At 41.4% G+C, this 18,187-nt stretch carries 16 protein-coding genes and 1 tRNA gene; 7 read left to right on the top strand and 10 right to left on the bottom strand.

Annotated features, from left to right (window positions below; translation table 11 throughout):
- Window positions 1-55: 55 nt before the first annotated feature.
- From lgt to tpx, 4 genes are all read right to left on the bottom strand, one after another.
- A complete protein-coding gene (lgt, locus tag DDU33_RS03665; RefSeq protein ID WP_108923222.1) occupies window positions 56-850 on the bottom strand; it encodes a prolipoprotein diacylglyceryl transferase in 795 nt (264 codons plus the stop codon).
- A gap of 48 nt (window positions 851-898) precedes the next feature.
- Window positions 899-1,690: a sulfite exporter TauE/SafE family protein gene (locus DDU33_RS03660; RefSeq protein ID WP_005819052.1), complete on the bottom strand. Its 792-nt coding sequence runs from the start codon at window positions 1,688-1,690 to the stop codon at window positions 899-901.
- 2 nt (window positions 1,691-1,692) lie between these two features.
- Window positions 1,693-2,322 carry an RNA pyrophosphohydrolase gene (gene rppH / locus DDU33_RS03655; protein ID WP_167390535.1) on the bottom strand — a complete coding sequence of 210 codons (630 nt, stop codon included), beginning with the start codon at window positions 2,320-2,322 and terminating at the stop codon, window positions 1,693-1,695.
- A 465-nt stretch (window positions 2,323-2,787) separates the two neighbouring features.
- Window positions 2,788-3,288, bottom strand: coding sequence for a thiol peroxidase (gene tpx, locus DDU33_RS03650; protein ID WP_108923218.1), 501 nt, complete (start codon window positions 3,286-3,288; stop codon window positions 2,788-2,790).
- 168 nt (window positions 3,289-3,456) lie between these two features.
- Between tpx and DDU33_RS03645 the strand changes: the two genes are divergently transcribed.
- From DDU33_RS03645 to accA, 3 genes are all read left to right on the top strand, one after another.
- Entirely contained in the window at window positions 3,457-4,179 is a 723-nt protein-coding gene (locus DDU33_RS03645) for a 1-acylglycerol-3-phosphate O-acyltransferase (protein ID WP_108923216.1), read from the top strand.
- Entirely contained in the window at window positions 4,169-5,599 is a 1,431-nt protein-coding gene (locus DDU33_RS03640) for a multicopper oxidase domain-containing protein (protein ID WP_244175337.1), read from the top strand. Before DDU33_RS03645 ends, DDU33_RS03640 begins: the two co-directional genes overlap by 11 nt.
- A 119-nt stretch (window positions 5,600-5,718) precedes the next feature.
- The gene (gene accA, locus DDU33_RS03635; protein WP_005825452.1) at window positions 5,719-6,666 is read left to right on the top strand and encodes an acetyl-CoA carboxylase carboxyl transferase subunit alpha; all 948 of its coding nucleotides are present in this window, start codon (window positions 5,719-5,721) and stop codon (window positions 6,664-6,666) included.
- A 169-nt stretch (window positions 6,667-6,835) separates the two neighbouring features.
- Here the strand turns inward: accA and DDU33_RS03630 are convergent.
- Window positions 6,836-6,911, bottom strand: a tRNA-Thr gene (locus DDU33_RS03630).
- Window positions 6,912-7,075: 164 nt separating this feature from the next.
- Between DDU33_RS03630 and DDU33_RS03625 the strand changes: the two genes are divergently transcribed.
- Window positions 7,076-7,414: a carboxymuconolactone decarboxylase family protein gene (locus tag DDU33_RS03625; protein WP_005818349.1), complete on the top strand. Its 339-nt coding sequence runs from the start codon at window positions 7,076-7,078 to the stop codon at window positions 7,412-7,414.
- A 65-nt stretch (window positions 7,415-7,479) separates the two neighbouring features.
- Here the strand turns inward: DDU33_RS03625 and glmS are convergent, their stop codons facing one another.
- From glmS to proS, 5 genes are all read right to left on the bottom strand, one after another.
- Window positions 7,480-9,312, bottom strand: coding sequence for a glutamine--fructose-6-phosphate transaminase (isomerizing) (gene glmS / locus DDU33_RS03620; protein ID WP_005818347.1), 1,833 nt, complete (start codon window positions 9,310-9,312; stop codon window positions 7,480-7,482).
- Window positions 9,313-9,344: 32 nt separating this feature from the next.
- Window positions 9,345-10,106, bottom strand: a complete 762-nt coding sequence (locus tag DDU33_RS03615; RefSeq protein ID WP_108923212.1) for a DeoR/GlpR family DNA-binding transcription regulator — start codon at window positions 10,104-10,106, stop codon at window positions 9,345-9,347.
- Window positions 10,107-10,257: 151 nt separating this feature from the next.
- Window positions 10,258-10,956 (bottom strand): hypothetical protein, encoded by a 699-nt coding sequence (locus DDU33_RS03610; RefSeq protein ID WP_244175336.1) that lies wholly within the window; start codon window positions 10,954-10,956, stop codon window positions 10,258-10,260.
- Window positions 10,953-11,615 (bottom strand): hypothetical protein, encoded by a 663-nt coding sequence (locus tag DDU33_RS10925; protein WP_108923210.1) that lies wholly within the window; start codon window positions 11,613-11,615, stop codon window positions 10,953-10,955. The genes DDU33_RS03610 and DDU33_RS10925 overlap by 4 nt, the downstream gene beginning before the upstream one ends.
- Window positions 11,616-11,669: 54 nt before the next feature.
- On the bottom strand, window positions 11,670-13,385 hold the full coding sequence (gene proS / locus DDU33_RS03600) for a proline--tRNA ligase (RefSeq protein WP_108923208.1): 1,716 nt from the start codon (window positions 13,383-13,385) through the stop codon (window positions 11,670-11,672).
- A gap of 153 nt (window positions 13,386-13,538) precedes the next feature.
- Between proS and selB the strand changes: the two genes are divergently transcribed.
- Genes selB through trkA form a run of 3 tightly spaced genes read left to right on the top strand, consistent with a single transcriptional unit; the run spans window position 13,539 to window position 18,092 of the window.
- Window positions 13,539-15,404, top strand: coding sequence for a selenocysteine-specific translation elongation factor (gene selB, locus DDU33_RS03595; protein ID WP_108923206.1), 1,866 nt, complete (start codon window positions 13,539-13,541; stop codon window positions 15,402-15,404).
- 5 nt (window positions 15,405-15,409) lie between these two features.
- Window positions 15,410-16,708 carry a 16S rRNA (cytosine(967)-C(5))-methyltransferase RsmB gene (gene rsmB / locus DDU33_RS03590; protein ID WP_108923204.1) on the top strand — a complete coding sequence of 433 codons (1,299 nt, stop codon included), beginning with the start codon at window positions 15,410-15,412 and terminating at the stop codon, window positions 16,706-16,708.
- Between the two features lie 7 nt (window positions 16,709-16,715).
- Window positions 16,716-18,092, top strand: coding sequence for a Trk system potassium transporter TrkA (trkA, locus tag DDU33_RS03585; protein ID WP_108923202.1), 1,377 nt, complete (start codon window positions 16,716-16,718; stop codon window positions 18,090-18,092).
- The last annotated feature ends 95 nt before the right edge of the window (window positions 18,093-18,187 follow it).

The following is an 18,187-nucleotide window of genomic DNA, read 5'->3' as shown; positions in this document are numbered from 1 at the left end:
GGTTAAATTTTTCTCCGACTTTACAAAGTCTTCTTCAAATTTAACCGCTTGTTGCTTATTTTTGATTTCGTTTATACGCCCAAAGCATAATGACTATTCCACCGATAATCATCGGTAAAGAGAGCAACTGCCCACGGGTAATTAAGTCGCTGGCTGTATTCACATTCGGGTCAAAATCACGCACATATTCCACTAAGAAACGGAATACACCGTAACCAATTAAGAATAAACCGGCGACCGAGCCTGCCGGACGAGGTTTACGAATAAACCATTGTAAAATAAAGAATAAAACAACACCTTCTAAAAAGGCTTCGTAAAGTTGTGAAGGATGACGAGGTACATAGCCACCACTTGGGAATAATACCGCCCAAGGAACGTCCGTAACACGTCCCCAAAGTTCATCGTTAATGAAGTTACCGATACGCCCCATTCCTAAACCGAATGGAATAAGCGGTGCAATAAAATCAGAGGTTTGCCAGAAGCTCCGTTTTTGGCGAGCTGAGACCCAAATCATCGCCACGATAACCCCAATCAAGCCACCGTGAAACGACATTCCCCCTTCCCAAATGCGAAACAGGAAAAGCGGATCTTGTAAGAAGCGGTCAAAGTTATAGAAGAACACATCGCCGATACGTCCGCCCAAAACCACGCCCCAGAAGCAGGTATAAATAAGTTGATCAACGTTTTCTGTTGTCCACACACCATTGGAATTTTTCGCTCTACGCATACCCAGCCAGTAGGCGAAACCAAAGCCAATGAGGTACATTAAACCGTACCAACGAAGTGAAATCGGTCCAATGCTAAAAATAATCGGATCGATTTGTGGAAAGGTAATAAATTGTTCGTTCATTGTTTTTCCTAATTAAAAATCCCCCTCAAAAGGGGGAGCAATAAAGATTTATTTCAAAAACATATTGATTGCAATGACCACCAACATCACTGCAAACGCTTTTTTCAACGTGGCGACAGGCAGGACATTTGCGGCATTTGCGCCTAGTTTTGACGTAAAGTAAGAAGTCAGCGTAATACCCAAAAGTGCCGGCAGATAAACATAGCCTAAAGAGTAATCCGGCAAGCCTTCCACATTCCAACCACTGGCAATAAAGCTAAAAGTACCGGAGAGCCCTAAAAAAGCCCCACAAAATGAAGAAGTGCCAATCGCACGTTTCATTTCTAAGCCTCGTCCATTTAAAAACGGTACGATAAAGGCCCCACCGCCAATACCGGCAACGCTGGATAATGCACCAATAATACCGCCTGCAATCACTGTTGTTTGGGTGGTAAGCGGTTTAATTTTTTGCTCTTTTTGCAAAGAAAAAATCATCCGCAATGCTAAATAGACCACCATCACGGCAAACAGTTTCGACATTAATTTCGCATCTAAACCGCTAATAATTAAGCCACATAAAAAGACAGAAATCATAATCGAAGGAATAAACACTTTGCTCACATTCCAATCGACATTACCTAATTTATGATGACGCTGGGCGGAAGAAAATGCGGTAATCACAATCGTTGAAAATGATGTGCCTAATGCCGCAGACATTAAATGTTCAGGCGAAACACCGGCAAGCGGAAGCAAATACACCAAACTGGGCACAATAATTAAGCCGCCCCCAATGCCGAATAATCCTGCTAAAAAACCAACAACAGTCCCTAACGCTAAACAACTTAAAAATACTTCAATCATCACTATTTCCCTTTTGGTTGTCCTTGCCATATGCGATAAGGTCGGCGTTTCTTAAATTCTTGCTTGGCATATGGTTTTTGATGTTCACGCCCTTCTTGTCCTCTTGATTTTTCTCGAGGCTTTTCGGTTTTCTCTTCCGAAGAAGGTAAGGTTTCACTTAATAAAACGGAGGCAAATTCTTTCATCACCTTGCGATAAACATCTCGTTTAAACGAAACCACTTGCCGCACAGGATACCAAAAACTCACCCAACGCCAGCCATCAAATTCAGGCGTTTTTGTCGTTTTTAAATTGATATTGGATTCATCGCTAACCAACTGCAATAAAAACCAACGCTGTTTTTGTCCAATACAAACCGGTTGAGAACCATTACTCTCACGCACAAGACGCTTAGGTAATTTATATTTCAACCAATACTTAGATGCCCAGATCAATCGCACATCTTTCTTTGTTAAGCCGACTTCTTCAAAAAGCTCACGGTACATTGCTGTTTCAATGTTTTCACCTTCGTTAATTCCCCCTTGCGGAAATTGCCACGAATTTTGTCCAAACCGTTTTGCCCAGAGAACTTGCCCTTGCTTATTACAGATGACGATACCAACATTTGGGCGATAGCCATCGAAATCGATCACTTCACACCTTAATTGTTTAATTAAAAATGCAGAGATTGTTTCACAAATAGGGCTTTTATACAAGCCGAAAAGGTTATTGTGCATAAATCTGTGGATAAGTTGTCAGATCTCATTAAATTAGCCGTAGATAACCCACCTAAACTCTGTTCCTTATTCATTTTTCCAACTCCGCAAAAACGATCATTTTAGCGATCTTTTTCTACTGTACGGATCTTCATTTTTGGCGAAAATTTCAAAAAGATCTGGATAACGTTTCATACCTTGTAAAATAATTGTTATTTATGCACAGAAGCCGGCAAATTATCCCCATCAACTGTGGATAAAAATGTGATAGATTTAAAAAATCAAAGTGTATAACTTAAAGAAAGTGAGTGAAGAAGATAAAAAAAGTAAGTAAAACAAGATCTTACTTACTTTTTTGCAATTGGGGAAAAATCTAAATTTTTATAGGTTATTTTTTAACCACTACCCTAATGTTGCCAATGCCGCTTCATAATTTGGTTCTTGCTTAATTTCCGGCACGAGTTCGCTGTGTAATACACGATTTTGCTCATCTAAAACAATAACCGCACGAGCCGTTAAGCCTGTAAGCGGCGAAGATTGAATATCAACACCAAGCTCAGTATGTACCGCTTTGTTACGGAAGGTTGAGAGTGTTTGTGCATTTTCAATCCCTTCTGCGCCACAAAAACGTGCTTGTGCAAAAGGTAAATCAGCTGAAATACAAAGCACAACGGTATTATCTAAATTCGCGGCTTTTTGGTTAAAAACACGCACAGAAGTCGCACAAATTCCCGTATCAATACTTGGGAAGATATTTAATACCTTACGTTTTCCGTCAAATTGACTTAATGCAATATCTTCTAATCCGTTGTTTACCAGCTGAAAATCAGCGATTGTTTCGCCAACTTGTGGGAAATGCCCTGCTACAGTAATTGGGCTACCTGCTAAAGTTACGTTTGCCATAAAATCTCCAAAAGAAATAAGCGGTTAAATTTACTCGTTTTTTTACAAAACTTTTTGCAATATACCCGAGATACCCTAGGAAATAAAACCTTTTAATTCAATAGATTATTCTTTGGAAAATTGGGCTAATTTCGCTATACTCCCTACAATATTTTTTGAGGAACAATTATGTTAAAACTTCTCCGTATTTTGGCAGTTTTGGTCGCTGCTATCACGATTTCTGTCTTTGGTACTCTTTATGCTTTATGCCGATTACGCAATCCAAGTTGCGTAGGACAAATCGCACGTTGGTATAGTGCAATGCACCCTTTAGTGGGCATCAAACTTATTCGCCGTCCACGTCCTGAATTTGATCAGCCGGCAATTTATATTGCCAACCATCAAAATAATTACGATATGGTTACCATCTCTTCTATGGTTCCACCTAAAACCGTTACCATTGGCAAAAAGAGCCTGATTTGGATCCCATTCTTTGGTTTGGTTTATTGGGCAACAGGGAATATTTTTATTAACCGTGAAAAACGTAGCGCAGCGATTGATACTATGACTAAAGTCGGCAAAATCATTCAAGAACGTCAAATCTCAATTTGGATGTTTCCTGAAGGCACTCGTAGCCGTGGTCGTGGCTTGCTCCCTTTTAAAACCGGTGCATTTCATACGGCGATTGCTGCCGGTGTGCCTATTGTGCCGATTGTTTGCTCAACCCTGCATAATAAAGTGGATTTAAACCGCTTAAATAATGGCACGGTGATTTGTGAAGTTTTAGAACCGATTGATACCAGCGGCTACACCCGTGAAAATCTGAAAGAGCTTATCGAAAAATGCCATACCATTATGCAAGACAAAATTGCTGAATTGGATGCCGAAGTCGCTAAATTAGATGCAAAATAAGATGATAAGTGGGGTTAATGTGAATCGCCGCCAGTTTCTTAAACGTTCTGTACTTGCTTCAAGTATGCTTTCCCTTCCTCAAACGGTTTGGGCAAGCGATCGCCAACCATTAAAAATTCCACCGCTGCTAGATGTAGGACGAGGGCGACCAATCCGCCTCGACCTTCGTCCGGCTCAAACCCAATTTGATGCCGGCAAATTAGTAGATGTTTGGGGCGTAAACGGACAATACCTCGCCCCAACCGTACGAGTTAAATCCAATGATTTTGTCAAACTCACTTATGTAAACAACTTGCCGCAAGCTGTTTCAATGAACATTCAAGGCTTGCTTGCTCCTACTGAAATGATTGGCTCTGCACACCGTGTGCTAGAGCCGAAAAGCAGTTGGTCACCGATTATCTCAATCAATCAACCGGCTTGCACTTGTTGGTATAGCGCAAACACGCTATTAAACTCTGCCTTACAAGTTTATCGGGGTTTAGCCGGACTTTGGATCATTGAAGATAACGACAGCAAAAATGCACAGCTACCCAATAAATATGGGGTTAATGATATTCCGCTTATTCTGCAAGACGTCTTACTCAATAAAGAAGGCAAACAAGTTTTAGATACCAATAAAGCACAATTCTTTGGTAACCGCTTGTTTGTCAATGGGCAAGAGTCTGCGTATTTAAAGGTTTCTCCGGGTTGGGTGAGATTACGTATCGTCAATGCCTCCCTTTCACGAACCTATGAACTACGTTTAGACAACGATCAACCACTTCATCTCATCGCCACCGGTATGGGGATGTTGGCAGAACCACTTGAGCAAAAAGTGGTTAGCCTAGTGCCTGGCGAACGTGTCGAAGTGCTTGTTGAAGTTAAAGAAAGTAACATTGGCTTGATTACCGGAGAAAAACGTGATCTGCTTGATAAAGCGAAATTACTCTTTGCCGATGATGATCAGCTAACGGATAACGTCATTTTAGAGCTACGCCCTGAAGGTATGATTGCGGCTTTCCAACAAAAACCACAAACCGTGCCATTTAATACGGAAGATTTTCAATTTACTATTCAACAAGAGCGAAAATTTACCCTACGCCCTTTAGATTATTTGATCAATCAACAACGTTTCGACCCCAAACGGATCGATTTTAGCGTGAAAAAAGGGAGTATTGAGCGTTGGTACTTAACCAGCAATGTTGATATAGGCTTTACCTTACAAGGAGCGAAATTTATTGTCGAAACCCGTAACCGCCAACGTATTGCCAATAAATACCTTGCGTGGAAAGATACCGTTTGGTTGAAGAAAGACCAAGAAACCACCATTCTCGTCAAATTTGAACACAATGCTTCTGCCGAACTGCCCTTTAATTTTGGCGTTTCTGATTTGATGCTCCGCGATAGAGGTGCCATCGGGCAATTTATTGTGACTGAATAAGCGGTCGGATCTCTTGCTAAATTTGCAAAAAAATAGGGAAAAATGACCGCTTTTTCCCACAAATTGCTGTCTATCGGTTAGAATAGGTAGAATTTTCTGTACAACAGATAGGATAACAAATGGAATACTTAGATTTTGAATTACCGATTGCCGAACTAGAAGCGAAAATTGAGTCGCTCCGTGCTGTCGCTGAACAAGATAATAAAATCAATCTTGATGATGAAATCAAACGTTTACAAAAGAAAAGCGAAGAATTAACCAAAAAAACCTTTGCTAATCTTGATGCATGGCAAACCTCAAAAATGGCTCGCCACCCAAATCGTCCATATACGTTAGATTATATTGAGCATATTTTTACTGAATTTGATGAATTGGCAGGCGATAGAGCATTCGCAGACGATAAAGCCATTGTCGGTGGCATTGCTCGCCTTGATGGTCGCCCTGTGATGGTTATCGGTCATCAAAAAGGTCGCTCAACCAAAGAAAAAGTAATGCGTAATTTTGGTATGCCAGCGCCGGAAGGCTATCGTAAAGCCTTACGCTTAATGGAAATGGCAGAGCGTTTTAACTTACCAATTATTACCTTTATCGATACACCGGGAGCATACCCAGGTATTGGCGCAGAAGAGCGTGGACAAGCAGAAGCGATTGCACGTAATTTACGTGAAATGTCACAATTAAAAGTACCCGTCATTTGTACGGTTATCGGCGAAGGCGGTTCAGGCGGCGCTTTAGCGATTGGCGTTGGCGATAAAGTGAATATGCTTCAATACTCTACTTATTCTGTTATTTCGCCTGAAGGCTGTGCCTCTATTTTATGGAAAAGTGCTGAAAAAGCCTCTACTGCAGCGGAAGTGATGGGCTTAACGGCGCAACGTTTACAAGAGTTAAAATTGATTGATGGCATCATTCAAGAACCTCTTGGCGGTGCACATCGCAATTATGCTGAAATGGCACAAAACCTAAAACAACAAATTTTAGCGGATTTAGCCGAATTAGATACGCTAGATAACGAGCAATTATTAGATCGCCGTTACCAACGTTTAATGAGCTACGGTTACTGCTAATCACTATCTATTTAAAATTTAAGCGGTAAGATTTTGTAAGAAAATTGCAAATCTTGCCGCTATTTTTTTATAAAAATAAAAGACATGGCATAGCAAATAGGACGATAAAATAAAATTTTGGATACTAGAAAGACGATTTAAAAACGAAGAAAAAAGAAAGAGGAGAAAATGGTGCCGACTACCGGAATCGAACTGGTGACCTACTGATTACAAGTCAGTTGCTCTACCTACTGAGCTAAGTCGGCATATTGAACATTGCGAAAAGCAACGGAGGCGTATTATAAGGATTTTTATGTTCGTTGCAAGCTATTTTATCAATTCTATTTCTTTTTTTGATAAATACTTGGCAGGTTGCTTAAATTAGTCGCATAATACCGAGGCTTTTATTTATATTTACAAGGAGTCTCTCATGTCATTCCAAAATTGGCCTGAACATACAGCACATGTTAAGCAAGCATTCGGGGAATTAGGTAAAAAGCACCCTAAAATGTTACAGGCTTATATGAGTTTAGATCAAGCAGCTGCCGCAGAAGCGCTTGATGAAAAAACCAGAGAACTGATCGCCATTGCCGTAGCTATCACAACACGCTGTGAAAGCTGTATCAGTGTTCACGCAGAAAAAGCGGCAAAAGCCGGTGCAACAGAAAGCGAAATTGCCGGTGCATTAGCGACTGCTATCGCACTCAATGCCGGTGCTGCTTATACTTATGCGCTGCGTGCCTTAGAAGCTGTGGATGCACAAAAATAACCGTTTTTCCTTCAAATAAAAAGGTCTAGTAAATAGCTAGACCTTTTTTACAAGATATTTTTAGATTATTCAACCGTTACTGATTTCGCCAAGTTACGAGGTTGATCCACATCTGTACCTTTAATTAAAGCAACGTGGTAAGACAATAATTGTAATGGTACTGCATAGAAAATTGGTGCAGTTACATTATCAACACGTGGGAAAGTTAAAACTTTATAACCCTCTTGTGAGCTAAAGCCTGCTTCGCTATCGGCAAAGACATACATTTGACCGCCACGTGCACGCACCTCTTCGATATTTGATTTCACTTTTTCAAGTAAATCATTCTCCGGAGCCACCACAATAACCGGCATATCCGCATCAATTAACGCTAAAGGACCATGTTTTAACTCGCCTGCCGCATAAGCTTCAGCGTGAATATAAGAGATCTCTTTTAATTTTAATGCCGACTCCATTGCAATTGGATAGAACTCACCACGACCTAAGAAGAGTGTGTGATGTTTCTCTGCAAAGTCTTCCGATAATTTTTCAATCTCTTTATCAAACACTAATGCACTTTCAATTTGTGCCGGTAAGCGTTGTAATGATTTTACAATTTCCGCTTCTTGCTCTGCTGATACATTGCCTTTTAAGCGACCTAATGCCGTTGTTAAAAGTAATAAACAGGTTAATTGGGTGGTAAATGCTTTGGTTGAAGCCACGCCAACTTCCACGCCAGCACGAGTCATAAAGGCAAAGTCAGACTCACGTACAAGCGATGAACTTGCTACGTTACAAATCGTCATCGCAGCCATAAAGCCCGATTCTTTCGCTAAACGTAATGCCGCTAAAGTATCCGCCGTTTCGCCCGATTGTGAAATTGTTACTAATAAGCTATTTGGGCGAGTTACAAATTTACGGTAGCGGAATTCTGAGGCAATTTCCACATCACAAGCCACGCCTGCAATAGATTCAAACCAGTAACGAGCCACCATACCTGCATTGTAAGAAGTACCACAAGCCACGATTTGAATATGCTCTACTTTTTTCAAAATCTCTTCAGCATTGTTGCTGATCGCTTCAATGTTTACTTGACCGTGCGTGATACGTCCTTCAAGGGTATTCATAATTGCCACAGGTTGTTCAAAAATTTCTTTTTGCATATAGTGGCGATACTGTCCCTTATCCGCTGCATCTGCTTCAAAGTTACCTTCGTGAATTTCACGTTCAACTTTCTCGCCGGCACGGTTATAAATATCCACTGTCGTGCGAGTAATTTCTGCCACATCACCTTCTTCAAGGTAAGCAAAACGACGAGTTACGCTTAATAACGCTAATGGATCTGAAGCTAAGAAATTCTCGCCAATACCATAACCAATCACAAGCGGTGAACCCGAACGAGCAACGATTAAATGCTCCGGCTCTTCTTCGTTTAATACAACTGTACCATAAGCACCACGTAGCTGTTTTACTGCTTTTTGCACAGCTTCTAAAAGTGATGAAGAAGAACGGAATTCCCATTCAACCAAGTGAGCAATAACCTCTGTATCTGTTTGAGATTGGAATACATAACCACGTGCTTGTAATTCTGCTTTAAGCTCTTCGTAGTTTTCAATAATACCGTTATGAACCACCGCAATTTTACCTGAGCGATGTGGATGAGCATTATTTTCTGACGGCTCGCCGTGTGTTGCCCAACGGGTATGTGCAATCCCTGTGCCACCTAATAATGGATTCGCTTCTAAAGCTTCATCTAATGCTTTCACTTTACCCACACGGCGCACGATGTTCATTGATTTATCTGAACCTAATACCGCCACACCGGCAGAGTCATAACCACGATATTCTAAACGGTGTAAACCATCAACCAAAATTGCTGCGACATCACGCTGTGCAACCGCACCTACAATTCCACACATAAATTTGTTTCCTTATTTAAGATAATAAATGCTTAATACGCAATGATGACCTGTACACCATTGCTTTCAATTCTTTCTTTCAGTTCGAAACTTAATTGATCATCGGTAATCACTTTGTCAATTTGTTGCCAGTCAAGTTCCACATTTGGCATTTTACGCCCGATTTTTTGGGATTCGATTAACACAATCACTTCTCGGCTGACTTCCGCCATCACTTGACTTAAGCCCACTAATTCATTAAAAGTCGTTGTGCCACGTTCTAAGTCTAGCCCATCTGCTCCGATGAAAAGCTGGTCAAAATCGTAGGAACGTAATACTTGTTCTGCCACTTTTCCTTGGAATGACTCTGAACGAGAATCCCAAGTACCGCCTGTCATGAGTACCGTTGGTTCAGCTTCTGACGCCGTGAGTTCTGTCGCCAATGACAACGAATTGGTCATCACGACTAACCCCGATTGGTGTAACATTTTCGCTAAAGCCCCTGTCGTACTACCGCTATCGAGAATAATACGATTATGATCACGAATACATTGGCAAGCCGCTTGTGCGATTGCCAATTTTTGTGCCGATAACTGGTCACCATTTTCTTCGTCCATCATTTCCGAAGAGAGCCGAATTGCGCCACCATAACGGCGGACTAAAAAACCACCTTCTTCAAGAACAGTAAGATCCTTACGAATCGTAACTTCTGATGTTTCAAAAAGCTGAGCAAGATGTTCCACACTCACTTCGCCTTGCTCAATAACCATATTTACAATCATTTGGCGGCGTTGTTGTGTATTACGTTTTGACATTTTGCGATTACCCTTTGAGTTTGTTTCGTTTTAAGTTTCGTTTCAAAACTTTGCAAATTATAAGCATTTTTTAACCGCTTGCAAGTAAAAGATAAAAAAATAGCGAGGACAACCTCGCCTATTTTTTAATACAGTAATAAAAACTTGCTTATTATTTCCGCATTTCATGCCCATTTATCACATAAATTACCGCCATCGTTGCCGCAATTGGCGTAATAGTTACAGCTAAAGCAGTAGAATAAGCCACAGCAACAGGCAACAACGTAATACTGCGTACAATATCTAATGCTATGTCATCAGCAATTACCTCTTTGCTCGACATTCGTTGCGATAACATTACCGTCATAGGCTCATTCATTGCATATTTCTGTAAAATTTCTTGGCGGTTTTTAAAACGAACACGTTTTCCGAAAGCCCGATATTGGCGTTTTAGTGCCGGCTGGTCTGTCCGCCAAGCGGTATTTCTCATCTGTAATGCTGGTAATAGATCAGGATGAATATAGCTAATCGGGTTAAACCAAAACTGTTTTTGAAGTTGCTTTTTCTCTTCTTCGTTATATTTACTCTCATCTAAGTAAACCGCATATTCACCGGTAACATCGCTATCAAGGCTATCGAGTTTCATCGTAAAGAAAAGCACTTGCTTTGCATAAGGGCTATTTAAAAACTCTCGCATTGCACCCACATCTTGATTTTGAAGAAGATAATCCGATTTTTTACCAACAAGATAAATTTTATCATTCTCGATCATAAAAGCATAAATTTGCTCTGTACTTTGTATCGGTTTGCTAATGTGGGTAATACAGCCTGCCAATAAACAGATAAAGATAAAATAGAGTTTTTTCATCATTTTTTAGGACATTGATAAAATGGTGATGTATTTACAATGGTTACTTTTTCTTCAGTAATATCAGTAATCACAACGCTGCATCCATTTGGTACATATTCGTATTGTTTTCCTGCCTCTGGAATAAATGAACGGCTATCATCGCGAGGTTCTCCACCATCTGTTGCGCCTAGCGTGATAGTGCGAATAAAGAATTGGCGAATAGACTTAATGCCTTTAGATACCACATCATTCCCAAAACCATATTGACAGAGCTCCTCCGTTTCAATCGTACAAGGCTTTCCTGCAACACGACAAACTGTTCTTGATATTTGATGAGAAGGTCTAATATTAACGACTTTACCGGCTGGAATAACATATTCTTTAAAAATACCGCCTTTAGATTGTGCATAATCAGTCGCATCTGTTTGTGTCATTCCGATACGTTTTTGCTTGTCTTGTGCCCCGACAAAAACATCCACCCCATCCGCTAAAACTCTTGTCCCTTTTTTGTTGGTTTCGCAATCTACGCCAATAAAAAATGCAGCAGCATTACTGCCATGACTAAAAATTCTCAGGCGAGAATGTTTAGCCGCATCATATTCATCGGGATTTATGACTTCAGAAACAGAGCAACCGCCTAAAAGCATAACAAGCGGTAGAATTTTAAAAATTTTTTGCATAATACTCCCCCTAATAAAAATGGCTGAATATCCATTCTATTCAGCCATTTAAAATTACCCTTTCACATTCTCAGCCAAAAACGCCAATAACTGCTCTTTGGCAATCATCTGTTTCTCGCCAGTGCGGCGGTTTTTGTATTCAATCTCGCCGTTTTCAAGGTTTTTCTCTCCAATAACCACCATATGCGGTACACCAATCAATTCCATATCCGCAAACATCACACCCGGGCGTTCTTTACGGTCATCAAAAATTACATCCACACCTTGCGCTTTTAAGGCTTTGTATAGCTCTTCGGCGAAAGCTTGGACTTTTTCAGATTTGTGCATATTCATTGGCACGATTGCCACGGTAAATGGTGCAATTTCATCTGAAGGCCAAATAATCCCACGTTCATCGTGGTGCTGTTCAATTGCTGCTGCCACAACACGTGTAACCCCGATACCATAACAACCCATTGTCATAATTAAAGGTTTGCCGTCTTCGCCTTGCACGGTTGCTTTCATCGCTTCGGAATATTTGGTGCCTAATTGGAAAATATGCCCTACTTCAATACCACGTTTGATTTGTAGCACACCTTTGCCGTCTGGGCTTGGGTCGCCTTCAACCACATTACGTAAATCAAAGATTTCAGGGATAGCCGCATCACGTTCCCAGTTTACGTTGAAGTAGTGTTTACCATCAATGTTTGCACCGCAACCAAAATCTGACATCAATGCCACCGAACGGTCGATAATCGCAGGAATTGGTAAATTCACTACACCCAGTGAACCCACGCCTGCACCGATTTTGGCTTTGATTTCAGCTTCATCAGCAAATTCAAGCGGGTCTGCCACTAACGGATGTTTTTGTGCTTTGATTTCATTTAACTCGTGATCGCCACGAATCACTAATGCCACAAGCGGTTGTTCTTCTGTCGCACCTTTCACAATCAAAGTTTTTACCGTTTTTTCAATTGGTAAATTGAATTGCTCTACTAACTCATTGATAGTTTTCGCGTTTGGCGTGTCCACTAATTGCATGTCAGCGGTTGGCGCTTGACGTTCGCCCACAGCGACCGCTTCAGCTAATTCGATGTTTGCGGCAAAATCGCTTTCTGTTGAAAATACCACATCATCTTCGCCACTTGACGCCAATACTTGGAACTCGTGTGAAGCCGAACCACCGATAGAACCGGTATCTGCTTGCACCGCACGGAAATCTAAGCCTAAACGAGTGAAGATGTTGCTGTACACTTGATACATTACATCATAGGTTTCTTGTAGGCTGGCTTTATCTACGTGGAAAGAATAAGCGTCTTTCATAATAAATTCACGTGAACGCATTACGCCAAAACGTGGACGAACTTCATCACGGAATTTGGTTTGAATTTGGTATAAGTTTAATGGCAGTTGTTTATATGAAGAGACTTCACGGCGCACTAAATCAGTAATCACTTCTTCGTGGGTTGGACCAAGCACAAAATCACGGTTACCACGGTCATTAAAGCGTAATAATTCTGGACCATATTGTTCCCAACGCCCCGACTCTTGCCATAATTCCGCAGGCTGAACAACCGGCATTAACACTTCAATTGCACCACCTTTGTTCATCTCTTCACGAATGATATTTTCCACTTTTTTCAACACTTTGATCCCAGTTGGCAACCAGTTATATAAGCCTGACGCCATCGGGCGGATCATACCGGCACGTAACATAAGCTGATGGCTGACGACCTGTGCATCATTCGGGGTCTCTTTTAATGTTGAAAATAAATACTGACTTGTACGCATTGTTTTTCCTATTTTGCTAAATTTATATTCGAAAATTTGCTTATTTTAGCCTAAAAAGCCCTTGTTGCGTGAAGATTTTTTTCTACGCCGAGCGTGGGTGCTTGTGGTATGATTGGGCATAATTTTCGGCTAAGAAAAATGAGATGATTTAAGATGATTGTAGTTACCGCAGGACACGTTGATCACGGTAAAACCTCTTTATTACAGGCATTAACCGGCACACACACCGCCCATTTACCTGAAGAAAAGAAACGGGGTTTAACCATTGATTTAGGTTATGCCTATTTACCGATTACCGATACAGAAGGAAAACAGGATATTTTGGGCTTTATTGACGTTCCGGGCCATCAAAAATTCTTATCGAATATGCTAGCCGGCGTGGGCGGCATTCAACACGCCTTATTAGTGATTTCTGCGGAAGAAGGGATCAAACCACAAACTGAAGAACATTTGGAAATTCTAAAACTCTTAAATTTCCAACATATTATGGTGGTCATCACGAAGGCGGATCGTGCGGAAGAAAATCAAATTCAACAACTGATTGAAAAAGTTAAACAAACTTACGCTTTCCTAGCACAAAGTCCATTTTTTATTACCTCTGCCACCACATTACAGGGCATTGAGAGTTTAAAACAACATCTTATCGATTTAAACCAACATTCACAGGCTGAAAACAAACCGTTCCGTTATGCGATTGACCGTGTATTTAACATTAAAGGGGCAGGGTTAGTTGTTACCGGCACAGCGGTAAGCGGTAAAGTCAAAATTGGCGATGAGATCTTTTTATCAAACGGACAGAAAGTCCGTATCAAAGGCATTCACGCACAAAATCACGAAGCTGAAATTGGTTTTGGTGGGCAACGCTTAGCCTTAAACATTGCCGGTGTTGAGAAAGAGCAGATTAAACGAGGCGATTGGCTTTGTGAACGACTGCCACAATACGCAAGCGAAAGAGTGACCGTAACCTTTACCGCTAACCAAATGGTTAAAGAAAATAGTGTGGTGCATTTATACCATTTTGCTTCACACATTACCGGTAAACTCAATCTGTTAAATCGCAAACAAGCGGTCAAAAATCAGCAATGTTTTGCAGAAATTATTTTAGACGAACCATTGCATATCGCCACCTCGGATAAACTGATTTTACGTAGCGGAGACGATAGCCAAACGCTAGGCGGCGCAACCGTTTTAGAAATTCATTCACCGAAACGTCACAAACGCACCGAACAACGCTTGGCTTTGGTAGAAAAATTGGCAAAAACGACCGCTTGCGAACATTTCCGCCAACGTGTCGAACTCTATTTACAACAGAAAGCCGTTCCTACGGATTTCTTATTATGGGCAGAACAATGTTTTCTGGAGGATGTTGCTCCTCTTGGTTTTCAGCTTTCCAGTAAATGGATTTTTACCGCAGCATTTAAACAACAAATACAACAACGTATTTTAGATAAAATGGCAGAATATCACGAAAATCATCAAGATCAGCTTGGACTGACTAAAGCTCGTCTCTATCGCATTGCTGCTTTAGAACAACCGGAGCCTTTAGTTTATCAATTTATTGATGAACTCGTTGAAGCCAAACAATTAACACAAACACGAGGTTGGTTACATTTACCCGAACATCGGATTGAGTTTAACCCTCAAGAGTTGCAAATTTGGCAACAAATTCGACCACTTTTTGAAGCGACAAATCAAGCACTTTGGGTGCGGGATATTGCTACCGAACTCTCGGTTGATGAAACGGAAATGCGTAATTTATTATACAAAGCAGGTAAACTGGGCTATCTCATTCCTATCGTGAAAGATCGCTTTTTATTAAGTGAGCAAATTACGGCTTTTGCCCATTTCATTCGTCAATTTATTGCAGAACACGGAGCGATTTCCGTTAATCAGCTCCGTGATGAAATTCAATATGGACGTAAATTAACCGTACAACTTATTGAATATTTCGACCGCAGCGGTTTCTTACGCCGCAAAGGGAATATTCACTTATTGCGTGATACTGAAAGCTTTAGCTAAATGTTATGAAAAAGAAACAAAATGCCCGTGCCGTGGCGGCACACATTATTTTACAGGTCTTAGATCAAGGCAAATCGCTTGCCACTCTTATCCCCGAAGCACAATCGCAAGTTGAGAGCAAAGATTTGCCTTTGGTACAAGAAATCGCCTTTGGCGTTTGCCGTGTGCTTCCTCGTTTAGAGCACATCATCAAACAGCTCGTAGAAAAACCGCTCAAAGGCAAAACACGTCTGGTACATTGCTTATTGCTTGTGGGCTTATATCAGTTGCTTTATATGCGAGTGCCGGCGCATGCTGCCGTAGATGAAGTGGTAAATGCGACTAAATCGCTCAAACTTGATAGTTTTCGTGCTTTAACCAATGGTGTTTTGCGCCGTTTTTTACGTGAACAAGAAACGATTTTGGCAAAAGTAGATAAACATTGGCAAACACTCCACCCTGAATGGTTGGTCAATAAGTTGAAAAAAGCGTATCCAAATTGGCGTGAAATTGTCGAAGCGAATAACCAAAAACCGCCGATGTGGATTAGGGTAAACACTCAACATACCAACCGTGCTGATTATGTCGGGTTGTTAGGCGATTTAGCAAAAAATACCGAAAATACTACCGCTTGCCTCCCTGATTGTGCAATTGCGCTGGAAAAAGCCGTTTCCGTCAATCAGCTTCCGCATTTTGAGCAAGGTTGGGCAACCGTGCAAGACGCACACGCTCAATGGTCGGCTGAATTGCTTGATGCCCAAAATGGTGAACTGATTTTGGATGCTTGCGCCGCACCGGGGGGCAAAACCACCCATATTCTCGAAAAAGCCCCGCAAGCGAAAGTCATTGCATTGGATATTGAAGAGGCTCGACTTGCTCGTGTTAAAGAAAATCTTGCTCGCTTAAATCAACGGGCAACGGTTATCTGTGGCGATGCCAGCCAGCCTGAACAGTGGTTAGATAACGGCGTGATGTTTGACCGTATCTTATTAGATGCCCCTTGCTCGGCAACAGGCGTTATCCGCCGCCACCCTGATATAAAATGGCTACGCAAAGAAGAAGATATTGCTGAACTCGCTGCATTACAAAGCAAAATCCTCAACGCATTATGGGCAAGACTAAAACCAAACGGCATTTTGCTCTATGCCACTTGTTCCGTTCTTCCTGAAGAAAACAGCCAACAAATTCAACAGTTTATTGCTAACACACCGAATGCAAAACTGCTTGAAATGGATTTCCACGGAGAAAAAGTACTGGAAAAACAATTCTTCCCACAAAACAATGGGGGCGATGGATTTTTCTATGCCAAACTAATGAAGTGCTAAAGTAACGATGAAAATAATTATTCTGGGAGCCGGTCAAGTCGGTTCCACGTTAGCCGCCTCGCTTGCGAATGACGAAAATGATATTACCCTGATTGATGACCGCCAAGATCTGCTTGATAAAATTCAAGATAAGCACGACTTGCGAGTGTTAAAAGGTAATGGCGCTTCGCCTCGTATTTTGCGTGAGGCTGGCGCAAATGATGCGGATATGCTGGTTGCGGTTACAGACAGCGATGAGATCAATATGGTCGCTAGTCAGGTGGCTTATAGCTTATTTAAAGTACCGACCAAAATTGTCCGTATCCGCAATAGCGACTACGTAAAAGAAAGGGAAAACCTATTCGGTAACGATAATTTGCCAATCGACCACGTGATCGCCCCTGAATTATTGGTGCAGAAAGATATTCTCCGTCTCATTGATTACCCGGGGACATTGCAAGTTGCCCATTTTGCTGATGAGCTTGTGAGCCTTGTTAGCGTAAAAGCCTACTACGGTGGGCCTTTAGTCGGCTACCCAATTTCGGCTATGCACGATCATCTACCGTATATTGATGCACGTATTGTAGCGATTTTCCGACAAGAAAAAGCCATTATTCCGCAAGGTTCAACCATTATTGAAGCCGGCGATGAGGTCTTTTTTATTTGCGAAACGCAAAACATTAAAGCAATAATGAGCGAACTGCAACGCCTTGAACGCCCCCACAAGCGTGTAATGATTGTGGGTGGTGGTTCAATTGGTTTGGGTTTGGCGAAAGATCTTGAAAATCAGTGTAGTGTCAAAATCATTGAGCGAGATCGCCAAAAGGCTGAAAAACTCTCCGCTCAACTGGAAAAAGCACTTGTTCTGCAAGGCGATGCTTCCGATCAAGAATTGCTCTTTGAAGAGCATATTGAAAATATCGATCTCTTTTTAGCGCTAACCAGCGATGATGAAGCCAACATTATGGCGGCACTCCTTGCGAAACGTTTAGGCGCAAAAAAGGCGATTGTGTTGGTGCAACGAATGGCATATCTCCACCTCATACAAGGGGGAACCATTGATATTGCAATGTCGCCGCAGCAATCCACTATCTCGGCACTTTCAAGCTATGTTCGCAAAGGCGATATTGTCAAAGTGGTTTCACTCAAACAGGGGATTGCCGAGGCTATTGAGGTGATCGCTCACGGCGATATAGATTCTTCAAAAGTGGTAGGTAGAAAAGTCCGTGAACTCAAACTCCCACAAGGCACCCTTGTAGGGGCAATTGTACGCAATCAAGACGTCATCATTGCGCATAAGTCCACCGAGATTCAAGCCAACGACCGAGTGATTTTATTTGTGAACGATAAAAAACACGTCAGCGAAATTGAAAAACTCTTCCAAGTAACGTCTTTCTTCTTGTAACAAGATACCGAAAACTTGCAGAAAATAAAGAAAATTCGACCGCTTGTAAAAGCGTAAAACAAAAACCCCCAGCATTACTGCTAGGGGTTTTAATT

Source organism: Actinobacillus porcitonsillarum, assembly GCF_003101015.1.
Taxonomy (GTDB): domain Bacteria; phylum Pseudomonadota; class Gammaproteobacteria; order Enterobacterales; family Pasteurellaceae; genus Haemophilus_A; species Haemophilus_A porcitonsillarum.
The sequence above is the reverse complement of the archived record's forward strand: the minus strand, read 5'-3'. Positions and strand labels throughout refer to the sequence as shown.

Coding starts and splice junctions, on each gene's coding strand:
- selB (WP_108923206.1), top strand. CDS start 13,539: ATGATTGTAGTTACCGCAGGACACGTTGATCACGGTAAAACCTCTTTA.
- trkA (WP_108923202.1), top strand. CDS start 16,716: ATGAAAATAATTATTCTGGGAGCCGGTCAAGTCGGTTCCACGTTAGCC.
- rsmB (WP_108923204.1), top strand. CDS start 15,410: ATGAAAAAGAAACAAAATGCCCGTGCCGTGGCGGCACACATTATTTTA.
- proS (WP_108923208.1), bottom strand. CDS start 13,385: ATGCGTACAAGTCAGTATTTATTTTCAACATTAAAAGAGACCCCGAAT.
- glmS (WP_005818347.1), bottom strand. CDS start 9,312: ATGTGTGGAATTGTAGGTGCGGTTGCACAGCGTGATGTCGCAGCAATT.
- DDU33_RS03645 (WP_108923216.1), top strand. CDS start 3,457: ATGTTAAAACTTCTCCGTATTTTGGCAGTTTTGGTCGCTGCTATCACG.
- tpx (WP_108923218.1), bottom strand. CDS start 3,288: ATGGCAAACGTAACTTTAGCAGGTAGCCCAATTACTGTAGCAGGGCAT.
- DDU33_RS03660 (WP_005819052.1), bottom strand. CDS start 1,690: ATGATTGAAGTATTTTTAAGTTGTTTAGCGTTAGGGACTGTTGTTGGT.
- DDU33_RS03625 (WP_005818349.1), top strand. CDS start 7,076: ATGTCATTCCAAAATTGGCCTGAACATACAGCACATGTTAAGCAAGCA.
- DDU33_RS03610 (WP_244175336.1), bottom strand. CDS start 10,956: ATGATGAAAAAACTCTATTTTATCTTTATCTGTTTATTGGCAGGCTGT.
- lgt (WP_108923222.1), bottom strand. CDS start 850: ATGAACGAACAATTTATTACCTTTCCACAAATCGATCCGATTATTTTT.
- DDU33_RS03640 (WP_244175337.1), top strand. CDS start 4,169: ATGCAAAATAAGATGATAAGTGGGGTTAATGTGAATCGCCGCCAGTTT.
- DDU33_RS10925 (WP_108923210.1), bottom strand. CDS start 11,615: ATGCAAAAAATTTTTAAAATTCTACCGCTTGTTATGCTTTTAGGCGGT.
- DDU33_RS03615 (WP_108923212.1), bottom strand. CDS start 10,106: ATGTCAAAACGTAATACACAACAACGCCGCCAAATGATTGTAAATATG.
- accA (WP_005825452.1), top strand. CDS start 5,719: ATGGAATACTTAGATTTTGAATTACCGATTGCCGAACTAGAAGCGAAA.